Here is a 13,581-nt window from a genome sequence, read left to right as displayed (position 1 = left end):
AGAGCTGGGCTGTTTTGACCTGCACATCTGTCCCGGCCCCCAGCAAAAAGAGGGCCTCCTCAGAGCTGGCTGCCCGCTGGTCAAACTGACCGGGCAGAGCTTCAATCGCAAAGAATCTGGACCCAGCCAGCGCCTGTGCCACTTCTGTATCCTGCAGAAGCTTGTCCGTCGCCTGCTCCGCAAAAACATGCCTCTCTGCCCGCGCAAAAAGCTCTTCTGCCAGATGAAACACATCATAGACCTGCACGATGCGCATTGAGCGCAGACTGCTCAGCTGCAGATTGTGCTGCAGCTCCGCTGTCAGACTCTCAGCCTTGACCTGAAAATCCGCCTTTTTTTCCACAAAAATCCGTTTGTCCATGCTTTTTATACCCTGTCCTTACTTAATCGCCTGCAGTTTTTCCCATACAATCTGATACGCATCGGTCAGCTCACCCAGACCCCTGCGAAAAACATCTTTATCCATGTGGTGTCCTTCTGCATCCCAGAGCCGGCAGTTGTCCGGTGAAAATTCATCCGCCAGAATGATCCGGCCGTCCTGATCAAAGCCAAACTCCAGCTTGAAATCAATCAAACGAAGCCCGATTTGACGGAACCAGTCCGATAGAAGCTCATTGATGCGGCGAGTTTCTTCCTTGAGAAAGGCAATCTCCTCATCGCTGGCAATTTTCAGGAATTTGACATGCTCATCATTGATGAAGGGATCGTCCAGGTCGTCATTCTTGTAGTAAAATTCTACGATAGGCTGGTCCAACCGAATCCCTTCTTCCACGCCGAAACGCTTAGAAAAAGAGCCTGCCGTATAGTTGCGCAGCACCACTTCCAGAGGAATGATGTCTACTTTTTTATTGAGCTGGTCCGTATCTGAAATCTTTTCGATAAAGTGCGTGGCCACACCCGCAGCATTCAGCTTTTCAAAAATAAAGGCCGAAATCTTGTTGTTGAGCACTCCCTTGCCGGCAATCTGCTCTTTCTTCACACCGTTAAAAGCTGTCGCCTGATCCTTGTAGCGTGCCAGAATGACCCCTTCATCATCTGTCGCAAAGATATCTTTCGCTTTTCCCGAATATAACAAGTTGTTAGACATTTTAATATTCGCCTTTCGTAATTTTATAACCTAAGTCTATCATTTTTAAATTAAATTTACAAGAAATTCCGTATAAACTTTCGGTTTTTAATGAAAGAAACCGCTTCCGCTTTGAAGACAGAAAAAAGACCGAACAAAACTCGGTCTTGACTGATATAGTCTTTTAGTTTGCTTTTAGTACGAGGCTGGGACGAAAGTCCTTCAGTCTCGTTTTGTTTTGGTAAAAAACTCTTGACGCGGTAGCTGATTGCTCAAAGCTCCAGTGGAGCTTTTGAGGTTATAGATAAAGCTTCTGAGAGGAAGCAGCAAAAGCACTGCTTTGAGGTTGCGGATAGGACTTGCGAAGCAAGTCTCAACTTTGTTCGTCTTTTAGACTCCAAAAAGCTCCTACAAGCCGCTGCTTTGACAGCGATCGTTGCCTGACTTTACTCACTGCTAAAAGACTGTATTAGCTGTGTTTTTTCGCTTTGCTATGAATATAGGCCACCACATCGGAAATGGTGGTGAAATCATCCATGTCGTCATCCGGAATCTCGATTTCAAAAGCGTCTTCCAGATGAATAATAAATTCCATCAAGTCAACAGAATCCACTCCCAGTTCTTCCTTTAATTTCAGCTCAGGAGTAATGTCCAGCTTGCTGCTGTCATGTTCTTGAATGATGTCGACAATTTTTGCATAAATTTCTTTTTCGCTCATTTTTCCTCCTTGGCATCGCTAAATTCGATGACTGACTTACCGACCACATCGGACTCCAGCATGGTCCTGATTTGGCGAATCGTGCTGTAAACGGCTTTGGCATCACTGGATCCGTGCGTTTTAACAACCGGCGCCTTGAGGCCAAATAGAACAGCCCCGCCTGCACTGGAATAGTCCAGACTGTTTTTCAGATCCCGCAGACTGTCCTTGAGCAGCCAAGCTCCCAGCTTCGCCTTCAAACCACCACCCAAAATCGACTTCTTGAGCTGGCCCATGATGCTGATAGCTGTGCCTTCGATGGACTTTAGAACGGCATTGCCGGTAAAGCCGTCAGCAACCACCACGTCGGCTACCCCCTCCATCAAATCACGCGCTTCAACATTGCCGATAAAGTTAAGGGAAGAGTCCGCCGCCAGCAATTCATAAGCCTCCTTGCGCAGAGGATCTCCCTTGCTGCTTTCCGTTCCGTTATTGAGAAGTCCGACCCTTGGCTTGGCAACTCCCCGAACACTTTCCGCATAGAAAGAGCCCAACGTCGCATACTGATGCAGGTGGTGAGCGGTGTTTTCTGCATTGGCCCCCAAATCCAGCATATCAAAGCCCTGACCGCTGACCGTCGGCAAAGTGGACAGGAGACCCGGCCGGTCGATATTCTTGATACGGCCGACAATAAAGAAACCTGCAGCCAGTAAGGCTCCCGTATTGCCGGCAGACAGCATGGCATCTGCTTCGCCAGCCTTGACAGCCTTGGCAGCCAGTACCATACTGGCCTGTTTTTTCTGACGGATAGCCTTGGTCGGCTCATCATCAGAAGCGATTTTTTCATCCGTATGGATTATGCGGACCCGTTCACTGGCTGTCAGATATTTCTTGATGCTCGCTTCATCACCGTAAAGCTGAATTTCAATATCCGAAAACTCCTGCAAAGCACGGTTGGCCCCTTCGACCAAAGCCTGAGGAGCGTGATCCCCTCCCATAGCATCAATGGCTATTCTTTTCATGTGAATCTTCCTCGTTCCTATTTTTTAAGATACTGCCCCAGTCGCCCAGAGAGTCAATAAATTTCTTGGATTTGAGATGAATACCGACATATTCATCATAGAGCTGGTCAATGAAAGCACGCAGCTGCTGCTTCATATCCGCCTTAAGAGAAATGCTTTCCAGCTCGCTGAATTTGACGGCCTGAAACTGCTCCAGCAAAAAAGGTACATTGGGATTGAGATGGCAGCGCCGTTCATCTTTATGATAATGGTCAGGACAAAGCAGTCCGCTGTACCGAAAGGAGAAGTCAAAGGGCAGACCCGTTCGGTGGCAAAAGACACAGTCATGAAAATTCAGGGCAATTCCAAAACGGGACAGAATCTGAATCTCAAAAATATTAGTCAGCACCTCATAGTCCAGACCCTCATCCATCAATTTCAAAGTCTTCTGCAGAAAGATAAAGAGCGCCGAATCCGCCTGATTGTCCGGCAGACTGGCATCCGCCAGAGCTGCGACATAGCTGGCATAAGCCATGATAAAGAGGTCTTCATTGATATGGCTGTAAACCGTCACATCTTGATAATCCTCAATATAGCTCAGACCGTCATCATTGACCTTAACCAGCAAATCCGCTGCTGTCAGGGGCTGAATAACCGGTGCCAGCTTGGATTTTCCAGCATGTTTCACGAAAAACATCCGCTTGCCGGCCTGCTCAGTAAAGATTTTGACCAGCTTGTCATCCTCGCGGTAATTGCGGTTATACAGGACCAGACCCTTGCTGGCCAGCGATTTAAGCATGTTCCTCCATATAATCTTTCAGGCGTTTCAGGGCTTCCTCAATGGTATCCATAGCAGCAGCATAGGACAGGCGGATATAGCCCTCGCCGTAACGGCCAAAAGCAGCTCCCGGAATCAAGGCCACCGCCTTTTTCTCCGCCAAGTCCTGCAGAAAGGCAAAGGAGTCCTGACTGTATCCTGAGGGAATCTTGGCAAAGATATAGAAAGCACCATCCGGCTTAATGATTTTGAAGCCCAGCTCTGCCATTTTCTCTAAAATATAGTCCCGGCGCTTGATATACTGGACCTTCATCAGCTCTGCATCATTCTTGCCAGCTGTCAGAGCTTCAATACCTGCATACTGGGCCATCGTATTGGCCGCTGTCACCAAATACTGGTGACTCTTAATCAGCTGAGCCGTGAAAGCCGCCGGCGCAAAGATTAATCCCAGCCGCCAGCCTGTCATGGCATGGGACTTGGACAGCCCATTGATGACAATAGTCTGCTCAGGCAGATACTCCGCTAGGGAAACATGTCCCTGGCCCGTATAGGTCAGCTCAGAGTAGACCTCATCACAGACAACAAAGATCTCATATTTTTTCAGCACAGCAGCTAAAGCCGCTATCTGATCCCGCGAATAAGTCACCCCTGTCGGGTTGGCCGGGTAGTTGAGAATGACTGCTTTCAGCCGATCGCCCTGCTCTAAAATCGCTGTTTCCAGCATTTCCGGTGTCAGGACAAAGTCATTTTCCGTCGTATCAATTTCGACAATCTCAGCCCCGACCAGATTGACAATCGGCTCATAGCCCGGATAGGCAGGAGCCGGCAGCAGCACCCTGTCTCCCTCCTCTAAAATAGCTGTCAAGGTCGCTGACAGAGCTTCCGTCGCTCCAATGGTCACCAAAATTTCATTATCAGGATTATAGGTCAGATTGTATTTTTCCTGTACAAAATCTGCCGCAGCCTGCCGCAGCTCTAAAAGTCCGCTCATGCCCGTATAATGGCTCTGATTGGCATCAATTGCCGCCTTGGCCGCCTCCTTGATATGGTCTGGTGTCGTAAAATCCGGCTCCCCCAGCGTCAGACGCAGCACACCCGGAATAGCAGCAATCGATTGGTCAAATTGACGAATCAGCGACACTTCAATCTTATCCAAATTCTTATTAAATTTTTTACATAAATCCATAGACACCTCCGACCGGTCAATAGAACTATTATACTATAATACTCTTCGAAAATCAAAATGCCGTGACTGGCTACCGCCCTTTTAAAGAGCATGCCCCTCAGACTATCCGGATGGACACTGCATTTTCTCTGCTCCTGCAGTCCTTAGCTCATGATCAAGCAGCCTCAGAGGCCGGCGGCTTTTGCTGCTCCATGAAGCTTCTCTGACTCTGACACTAAGTTTTGCTATTAAAAAAGATTCAATGGCAAAACTGCCGCAAACCGATGCAGCTCCAACAGACAATATGTAAAGACCCCCAGTTGAGCATTCGTGGATTTGCCTGTACACTAGAATAAAAAACAATCAGCTTCTAACAGGAATTACCACACTCAATTGGAGGCCTTATCTGTTTCATTTTACCACACTTTTCATCGGAATGGAGGTTCACAAAGAAAGTTTTTCACTCTGCTGCTACGATAGGATGGACCATCGGTTCAAACACCAAATCAAAATGGATGCAAATGCCAAATACCTTGTCAACTAGGTGCAGGAACTTCGGAAACTCTACAGTCAAGAGACAGTCCCTCGGACTGAACGAAAGCCGGTAACTGCCTTCCCCTTATCCCCAGCCTCCAACAGTCTCCCAGACTGTTTTGACACAAACTCCGTTTGTTTTATCTCCAACCTCCAACAGTCTCCCAGACTGTTTTGACACAAACTCCGTTTGTTTTATCTCCAACCTCCAACAGTCTCCCAGACTGTTGGAGCAAGGCGGCGCTGACATAGTTTGAAGAGATCTTCGAAGAGGATCAATTTCTGAAGCTCTCAGCTTTTTCAACAGCTCTCTGATTCGAGTCTGTCTTTGCTTTAGCGCGTAGGAGCATAGGCCAGCTGATCCCCGTGCTGAGCCAGAAACTCCTCCAGTTCAGTATCCGGAATCTGACGCAGGTATAGATTAGATCGGATAGTATCGTCTTCCTCACGGCAGGTGGAGAGGACCAAATACTTATCCTCAGCCCGGATGTCAATCGCTGAATTTTTGGTCCGCGACTCCTCATAAATCTTTCGGAGCTGACCAGTAAAATCCTCATCATCCTTAAATTCTGTCCGGTAGAAGGCCGTTTCCTCAGGGACAATGACCAAGCCCATAGCCTCATAGTAAAGCCTGCGCTCCGGTGTCTCAATCACCACATATTTGTGCTGATCAAAATAATCCTGACGATCGTAATAGTTGACATCATTAAACATACGATGATCTCCAGCCTTGCTGCCACGGGCATGGCCAAAAAGCCAGGTTAGACGGTCGCTGAAGTCTTTCTGATTATCCTTGTCCATAAAGACAGTCCCCATATAGGCATCGCGGCCGCCCTCAAAGGTCTTGACCAGATAGGAAGCATTGTCATTGGTCTGCACGACCGGCTCATCCAGCTTTGTTCCTGGAGCATAGACATATGCAATGGTATCCGCATTAACAGCTTTCAGCGGCTTGAAACGATTCGCTAAATAGTCTTTTTCGCTCTGGCTGGAAGCAGAAGTCTGCTCAGGATACAGTCGGACTGACGGCTTTGCGGCCTGCTGGCTGCTGACATGTTTGAAATGCTGAGACAGTAAGACAGCAGCCAATATCACAAATATCAGCCCCCATAAAACTCCCAGCAGCTTCTTGCCGCTGTCAGCTCTTTTTTTACTATTTGTTTCCATAATTTTAAGAAATTTCTCTCTTTCAGTTTGAAAATTAGAAGCAGCTTTCGCAAACTTGTATAAGCGCTGAGCACTGACGTTCGAACGATGAACATTCACACTCGGCAAAGAACCGCTCCACAGCTCCAGCGGAGATTTGCAGAGTGCGGAAGAGTTTTCTGACAGAAAGCAGCAAAAACACCGCTTTGAGCTGTCAGATAAAGCTGCCATTCGGTTCGCTCTTTTGGCCTGATTTGCTGATGATTTCATTGAGTATCAAATCATCATGAGCCAGACAGGACAGCCCGCTTGCAGAGACCTGTCCTAAAAAATATCACCGAACCAAGGAGGGGTTCAGTGACATTGATAGGTTAGCACAAATGAAAGAAGGGACTATTTAACAGCACTTGTTTTTGGAAGGATATTGTCTCCTTCATCATTTTCTTCACTGTCTGCTGTTTTTTCTTCTTTAGCCGAAGCCTGGCTCGATTTTTTCTTATCAGCGGATTTGACTGCTTTTGCTGCCCTAGATGGTACAGTCCCAGCTTTTTTGGCTGGTACATCTACAGTGTTCGTATTGGTACTGCCGCCAGCGGCTTTTGGTGGTGCCGTATCAGTGTTCTGATTAGCAGCTGAACCGGCATTATCAACAGAAGGAGCCGCTGCAGCATTATGTTCATCCGACTGCTGAGGAGCTGGTGTTGTTGATGCTGTTGCACCTTCTCCTATAACGAGGACCTTGTTGCCGTCTCTGTCTTCCATAACAGTGTTTTGGCCAATCGGAGCTCTTCTAGCTTCAGCAACCTGCTGATCCAAAGCTGACTGCGCAGCCTTGTATTCTAATAAGGCATCCATGACTTTGCGGGCTTCCTCATCTGTAGTCCCCTGAATAATTGGATGATTCTCAATATCAGGAACATACATACTTCCTTCTTCAGCCGATATAGGAACGACGGTTCCAAAAAGCAAAAGGACCACAATGTTGGACAATAAAACCTTTTTCACTTTTATCTCCTTCTTTTCCTTTTAAAAATCTCTGTAACTCCTAGCCACCTACTATTAGTATAGTGTTATCCCTATCAAAAGTCAAGAAATTTTAAGCCTTTTTTAAGTTTCGAAAAGAGAATTTTAAGCTGAAAATCCTATAACAGCAGGCATTAGACAGTTTGTTATATAAAACTATTTTATTTTCCTTTTCTCCATTCATAATAAGTTTTCATTCCTTTCGCTAGTCAAATGCAAAAAAGAAAGCAGATACTCTATGAACATTATCAGCAAACTAGACAGGAGCAGACACGGCGGTAGGAGTTTTTTGGAGTCTAAAAGACGAACAAAGTTGAGACTTGCTTCGCAAGTCCTATCCGCAACCTCAAAGCGGTACTTTTGCTGCTTCCTCTCAGAAGCTCTATCTATAACCTCAAAACCTCCATTGGAGCTTTTGAGCAATCGGCTGCCGCGTCAAGAGTCTTTTACCAAAACAAAGCGAGACTGAAAGACTTTTGTCTCAGCCTCCAGCTCGCTGCCCTATCGTCCTGTACGTTAATCAATAGGCTGAAACTGTCCCCCGGACAGTTTCACTACTAAAAGACTATCCATCAATTCTTGCAAGCCTGCGGAGGCAGAACGGCAAAATCAAAGACCCGTCTTACCGATTTCTGACCCGCCGACCAGTCTGCCTTGTCCGCAGTCATCTGCAGAGTGTTCCTCGAACTTGACAAAAACTGGAAGAAGCCCTCTCTCTATTCGCAGCCGCCGACCGTTCGCCAAATTGGTGGAGAAAAGGGAAGCTGACAACGGTTGAATCTAAACGAAATGGAGCATAGAAACGAAAAGACGGGGAGCAAAAGCTTGCAAAATGCGCTTTTGGCCACCGTCATTTCCTTATTTTTTACCAATTTCAAACAGGGGGGATAAAGGGCGTTTTTCATGAATCCGCACAATAGCCTCTGCTAAAAGATGAGCAATGGAAATCTGCTCAATCTTGTCAATCAGCCGCTCTTCCGGCAAGTAAATTGTATCTAAGACAACGAGCTTTTTAATAGCTGATTTCTGAATATTTTCCATAGCTGGCCCTGATAGGACAGGATGCGTACAGCTGGCATAGACTTCAACCGCACCTGCCTCAGCCAAGGCATCAGCAGCATGGCAAATTGTTCCTGCAGTATCAATCATGTCATCAATCAGTATACAGGTCTTGCCCTTTACCTTACCGATAATATTCATCACCTCACTGCTGTTCATCTTATCCACACTGCGGCGTTTATCAATAATTGCAATCGGAGTTTTCAGGAATTCAGCTAATTTCCGTGCCCGGGTCACCCCACCGTGGTCAGGGCTGACCACCACATAATCGCTGCCGACCATGTTCCGGCGCTCAAAATAATCCGCAATCAAAGGAGCACCCATCAAATGATCAACTGGAATATCAAAGAAACCTTGAATCTGAGCAGCATGCAGATCAATCGTCAGCATCCGATCGACACCGGCAATCTCCAGCATATTCGCAACTAACTTAGAAGTAATCGGCTCACGCGCTCTGGCCTTGCGATCTTGACGGGCATAACCGTAATAGGGCATCACCACATTCACCGATTCAGCACTAGCCCGTTTTAAAGCATCTACCATAATAAGAATTTCCATCAGATTATCATTGACGGGCGAACTGGTAGACTGCAAGATAAAGACATGCTTGCCTCGGATTGATTCCTCAATATTGACCTGAATCTCTCCATCGGAAAACTGCCGAACGATTGACTTTCCAAGCGGCAGTCCAATTTCTTGAGCCACACGTTGTGCCAGCTCCTGATTAGAAGAAAGAGCAAAGAGCTTTAAATCAGAAAAAGACATGATTTCCTCCAGATTCTAAATCGTCTTCCATTGTATCCAATTACAATTTTTCCCAATTACCATTGTAACCCTTTTTGGGCAATTTTTCAATCAAAAATAAAGGCTCTATAATTTCTGTAGTGGGTAAATCCACTGCAGGGATTATAGAGCTTTTTGATTGTATACAAAAAGTTCCATATGACTTATAATGAAAAGCGACCAAACCATCATTAGAAAGGTTCATATGGAACAACTTCATTTTATCACAAACTTGCTCAATCTTAAAGACCTTAACATCACTTTGATTGATTGTCTGGACCAAGGAACTCACAAAGAACTGCTGGCCAAATTGGATTACCAGCCTCCTCAATGTCCCTCTTGTGCTGGCAAAATGGCTAAATACGACTTCCAAAAAGCCTCTAAAATCCCTTATCTGGAAGTGGCCGGCTTCAAAACGTTAATCAAGCTGAAGAAGCGCCGCTTTAAATGCAAGGACTGCGGAAAGATGAGGGTTGCTGAGACAGACCTGGTCAAGAAAAATCATCAGATTCCGGTCATTCTCAATCAAAAAATCGCTCAGAAACTGATTGAGAAACTGTCCATGACAGCTATTGCAGAGCAGCTCTCTGTCTCCACTTCTACTGTTATCCGAAAACTCAAAGAGTTTCAGTTCAAGACCGATTTAAACTTCCTGCCTGCCGTTATGAGCTGGGATGAATTCAGCTTTAAGAAAGGAAAAATGAGCTTTGTCGCTCAGGATTTTGAGTCTGGCAATCTCCTGGCTATCTTGGACGGCCGAACTCAGGCCACTATCCGAAATCACTTTCTTCGCTATCACAGAAAGATCAGGGAAAGAGTTCAAATCATCACTATGGACATGTTCAGCCCTTATTACGACATTGCCAAGAAACTCTTTCCTAATGCCCGAATCGTCCTGGACCGTTTCCATATCGTGCAGCACCTCAGCCGGGCTATGAACCGGCTGCGCATTCAAATCATGAATCAATTCGAGCGGAAATCTCTTGAATATCGGACTGTTAAGCGCTATTGGCAGCTCATTCTGCAGGACAGCCGCAAACTCAGTGACAAACGCTTTTATCGGCCAACTTTTCGCATGCATCTGACCAATCGGGAAATTGTCCAAAAGCTGCTCAGCTACTCGGAAGAACTCAAGCACCACTATGAGCTCTATCAGCTCCTGCTTTTTCACTTCCAGGAGAAACAGCCCGATGAATTCTTTGGCTTGATACAAGAGGCGCTCCCTTCTGCTCTTCCTCTTTTTCAGACGGTCTTTCGGACCTTTATCAAGGACAGGGATAAGATTGTCAACGCCCTAGAGCTGCCTTACTCCAACGCCAAACTCGAAGCCACCAACAACCTCATCAAAGTCATCAAGCGCAATGCTTTTGGCTTTCGCAACTTTGACAACTTCAGAACCCGCATTTTCATTGCCCTCAACATCAAAAAAGAGAAGACAAATCTTGTCCTCTCTCGATGTTAGATTTAGTCAACCCACTACAGTTGACAAAGAGCCAAAATAAAAAACGCCAGAGGCGCTTTTCATTCATTAATTTGGATAAATGTAAGAAACTGTACCTTGCGCAGTTGTTGGGTTAAACCAACCACGGTAGTTACCGATTGACTGTTGGCCAAGATAGTTCGCTTCTGACACTTGGATACTTGTTGCTGATTGAACAGCTGTTACAACTGCAACGTGACCATATCCTCCGTCAGTCCAGCATGCAATTGCTCCGACTTCTGGCTGTGAGCCTGTACGGAAGCCAGCTGCTGCTGCGCTCGCAGTCCACTGTCCGCCGTTACCCCAGTAATCACCAGCCCAAGGTGCCAATGTTTTAGCTCCCCAAGTACACTGACCTACTGGATAAGTGCTGGCAGATGAGCTGTAAGTTGGACGTGAAGCTGCTGCCGGAGTTGATTGAACTGTAGCAGCAGGAGCTGCTGCAGCTTGACCGGATGAAGGGTTGCTGATAGTCGCTTGAACCTGTGCTTCAAAAGTCGTGTTGGCAGATGCAAGATTTGCTTGTTGCTGTGCTTCTTGCTGTGCTTTGTAAGCTGCTTCGCGGGCTGCTGCTTCTTCAGCTGCTTTTTGAGCTGCTGCTTTTTCTTCAAGAAGAGCATTCTTTTCACCTTCAGCAGTTGCTTTTTCGGCAGCAAGAGCTGTTTGTGCAGCTTTCAATTCAGCCTGCTTTGTTGCCAAAGCCTGCTCATCGTCAGCAAGCTGCTGTTGGTTAGCAATAACCGTGTTAATCGCTTGGTTGTTGGCTACTTGCTTTTCAGCAATAGCTTCTTTATCCGTTTTTTGCTGTTCCAGCATTTTGTTATTAGCTGAAACAATTTCGCTCATCGCTGTTACACGTGAAATAGCTTCAGTGATTGAGCTAGAGTTCACTACAGTGTTGATGTAGCTGGTAGCAGTTCCGCTTGTTTGAGCACTGCGCGCTTGATTAGCAAGTGACTCATTGCGTGCTACGATGTTTTTAGACAATTCATCAATTTCAGCAGAAAGTCTAGCAGACTCAGCAGATAATTTTTCATTTTCTGCTTTCAGCTCTTCTTGTTGCTTTTGAATAGCTGATACCTGACCTTGAATCGTATCAACCTGCGCTTGTGTAGATTGCTGCTGTTCAGTCAGACTGTTAATCTTGCTGTCTTGAGCAGCAATTTTTTCATCTGTCGTTTCAGCTTTTACACTCACAAGTGCAGCTCCCTGCGAAAGGACAACTGTGCTCAATAAAATTGATGTCAGTAGTTTTTTCTTCATAAAAATAATACACTCCTTCTTATAAGACATTATCTAGTATATCAAAAAATACCGTGTCTTATGTTACGCGTTCATTACATTTTTATTTCTTGTTCATCATAAATAGACTTTTTCAAACATCGGCTGAAACAGCAGAAGAATCAGGCTGTTGAGCAAGAGTGTCGGAACCAAACTATAAATAACAAAAATTTGCAGACTGACGGTTGCCATGCCCAAAATTAGAGCAGCAGCAAAGCTGATGAGCTCAAATAGAAAAATAGCTGTGATAACAGATAAAAAGCGGGTCCCTCTGTTTAAAAGCATGACCGAACCTGCCTGACAGACTAAAAAACTCAAAACCGGAAACAGGATAAGAGCAATTCCTACCGTATGAAAATAGTAGACATCATAGATGATTCCCAATCCAAGAAACAGAACAATATTATAATTTTTCGGAAGGTTAATGGACACGAAAATCATAAAAATCAGGATAAAATGACTGACCAGATTCCATCCCAGCGGAAACAAGCCCGTCAGAAAAGTTGACAGCTGACCATCTATCAGCAATACAAAAAACAGAATAAAAGGCGTCAGAATATTCTCTTTAATCGTTCTCATACTAATTTCTCACTAACATGACAGCACGAAGATCGGACAGATCAGCAGCTGGCTGGACCAGCACTTCCTTGTTTAATTGATCCTTAGATTCAGAAACCGACAAAACCTTGCCCACAGGAAGATTTTCTGCATTGTAGGCTCCCAAACCGCTGGTGACAACCGAATCTCCTTCTTTAATCTCCTCAGAACGATTTAACTGACTGACAACATAGGCAGATTTTTCAGCATCATAACCCGTAATAATCCCATAAATCAGACCAGACTTGGTTTGAATCCGCACTGAAATCTTTGCAGTGCTCTTATCATTAGTCAGCAGCGAAACAATACTGGAACCATCTGCAACATCTGTGACGCTGCCAATCAAGCCGCCATTGGAAACCACCAACATCGAATCCGTTATATTATCAGCTGACCCTTTATCGATGGTTAAATCTTTATTCCAGGAAGAAGGACTCCGTGAAATAACCTCCGCAACCACTTTTACCTCATTCGTATCCGAATCCTTCAGATCCAGCAGCTGCCTCAGCTGCTTATTTTCAACCTGCAGTGAATCTGCCGCAGCAGCTTTTTCGCTTATATTGTACAGTTCACCTTTTAATACCTCGTTTTCTTTATATGTATTCAGCAGGTCAGACATACCTTCCTTTTGTTCAGAAAGAAAGCTGAAAGGAACCGCAATCACCCTATCGAAGATTGAAATAAGATTGGAACCGCTAGATACAAACCAACCGGAAGCCATTGAAAAGAGTAAAACAGTCACAATAAGCAGGACAAAGAGAAAGGAAATCAGAAATTTTGAAGTTTTAAATTTATTCATATTAGAAGAACCTCAGACAAAGAAAAGCAAAAAAATACAAGAAAAGGAGATAGCAACTGCTAAACTCCTTATTTTACGGAGAATGGGGGATTCGAACCCCCGCGCCGGTTACCCGACCTAACGATTTAGCAAACCGTCCTCTTCAGCCTCTTGAGTAATTCTCCAATATTTT

General features: G+C 45.4%; 12 protein-coding genes, 1 tRNA gene and 1 pseudogene. 1 reads left to right on the top strand and 13 read right to left on the bottom strand.

Features of this window, described 5'->3' with window-relative positions:
• The 9 genes and pseudogenes from STRDD11_RS14785 to STRDD11_RS12075 form a co-directional block, all read right to left on the bottom strand.
• A pseudogene (locus STRDD11_RS14785) lies at positions 1-361 on the bottom strand (phosphoribosylformylglycinamidine synthase); the annotation flags it as partial.
• An 18-nt stretch (positions 362-379) separates the two neighbouring features.
• Entirely contained in the window at positions 380-1,087 is a 708-nt protein-coding gene (gene purC / locus STRDD11_RS12110; protein WP_128837517.1) for a phosphoribosylaminoimidazolesuccinocarboxamide synthase, read from the bottom strand.
• 448 nt (positions 1,088-1,535) lie between these two features.
• Positions 1,536-1,784 (bottom strand): acyl carrier protein, encoded by a 249-nt coding sequence (locus STRDD11_RS12105; RefSeq protein WP_128837516.1) that lies wholly within the window; start codon positions 1,782-1,784, stop codon positions 1,536-1,538.
• Positions 1,781-2,785, bottom strand: a complete 1,005-nt coding sequence (gene plsX, locus STRDD11_RS12100) for a phosphate acyltransferase PlsX (protein ID WP_128837515.1) — start codon at positions 2,783-2,785, stop codon at positions 1,781-1,783. The genes STRDD11_RS12105 and plsX overlap by 4 nt, the downstream gene beginning before the upstream one ends.
• Positions 2,766-3,563 carry a DNA repair protein RecO gene (gene recO, locus STRDD11_RS12095; RefSeq protein WP_128837514.1) on the bottom strand — a complete coding sequence of 266 codons (798 nt, stop codon included), beginning with the start codon at positions 3,561-3,563 and terminating at the stop codon, positions 2,766-2,768. Before recO ends, plsX begins: the two co-directional genes overlap by 20 nt.
• A complete protein-coding gene (locus STRDD11_RS12090; RefSeq protein WP_128837513.1) occupies positions 3,556-4,728 on the bottom strand; it encodes a pyridoxal phosphate-dependent aminotransferase in 1,173 nt (390 codons plus the stop codon). Before STRDD11_RS12090 ends, recO begins: the two co-directional genes overlap by 8 nt.
• Positions 4,729-5,574: 846 nt before the next feature.
• Positions 5,575-6,408, bottom strand: coding sequence for a class B sortase, LPKTxAVK-specific (gene srtB / locus STRDD11_RS12085; RefSeq protein WP_128837512.1), 834 nt, complete (start codon positions 6,406-6,408; stop codon positions 5,575-5,577).
• Between the two features lie 372 nt (positions 6,409-6,780).
• On the bottom strand, positions 6,781-7,392 hold the full coding sequence (locus tag STRDD11_RS12080) for a hypothetical protein (RefSeq protein ID WP_128837511.1): 612 nt from the start codon (positions 7,390-7,392) through the stop codon (positions 6,781-6,783).
• 876 nt (positions 7,393-8,268) lie between these two features.
• Positions 8,269-9,234 carry a ribose-phosphate diphosphokinase gene (locus STRDD11_RS12075; protein WP_128837510.1) on the bottom strand — a complete coding sequence of 322 codons (966 nt, stop codon included), beginning with the start codon at positions 9,232-9,234 and terminating at the stop codon, positions 8,269-8,271.
• A 223-nt stretch (positions 9,235-9,457) separates the two neighbouring features.
• Between STRDD11_RS12075 and STRDD11_RS12065 the strand changes: the two genes are divergently transcribed.
• The gene (locus STRDD11_RS12065; RefSeq protein ID WP_164828496.1) at positions 9,458-10,714 is read left to right on the top strand and encodes an ISL3 family transposase; all 1,257 of its coding nucleotides are present in this window, start codon (positions 9,458-9,460) and stop codon (positions 10,712-10,714) included.
• 66 nt (positions 10,715-10,780) lie between these two features.
• Here the strand turns inward: STRDD11_RS12065 and STRDD11_RS12060 are convergent, their stop codons facing one another.
• The 4 genes from STRDD11_RS12060 to STRDD11_RS12045 form a co-directional block, all read right to left on the bottom strand.
• A complete protein-coding gene (locus tag STRDD11_RS12060; protein ID WP_128837508.1) occupies positions 10,781-11,995 on the bottom strand; it encodes a peptidoglycan hydrolase PcsB in 1,215 nt (404 codons plus the stop codon).
• A 96-nt stretch (positions 11,996-12,091) separates the two neighbouring features.
• Entirely contained in the window at positions 12,092-12,592 is a 501-nt protein-coding gene (gene mreD / locus STRDD11_RS12055) for a rod shape-determining protein MreD (RefSeq protein WP_128837507.1), read from the bottom strand.
• Between the two features lies 1 nt (position 12,593).
• Positions 12,594-13,409 (bottom strand): rod shape-determining protein MreC, encoded by an 816-nt coding sequence (mreC, locus tag STRDD11_RS12050; RefSeq protein ID WP_128837506.1) that lies wholly within the window; start codon positions 13,407-13,409, stop codon positions 12,594-12,596.
• A gap of 76 nt (positions 13,410-13,485) precedes the next feature.
• Positions 13,486-13,573, bottom strand: a tRNA-Ser gene (locus STRDD11_RS12045).
• Positions 13,574-13,581: the final 8 nt, after the last annotated feature.

The organism is Streptococcus sp. DD11, from assembly GCF_001578865.1.
Lineage (GTDB): Bacteria > Bacillota > Bacilli > Lactobacillales > Streptococcaceae > Streptococcus > Streptococcus panodentis.
This window is presented reverse-complemented; position numbering and strand designations above follow the sequence as displayed.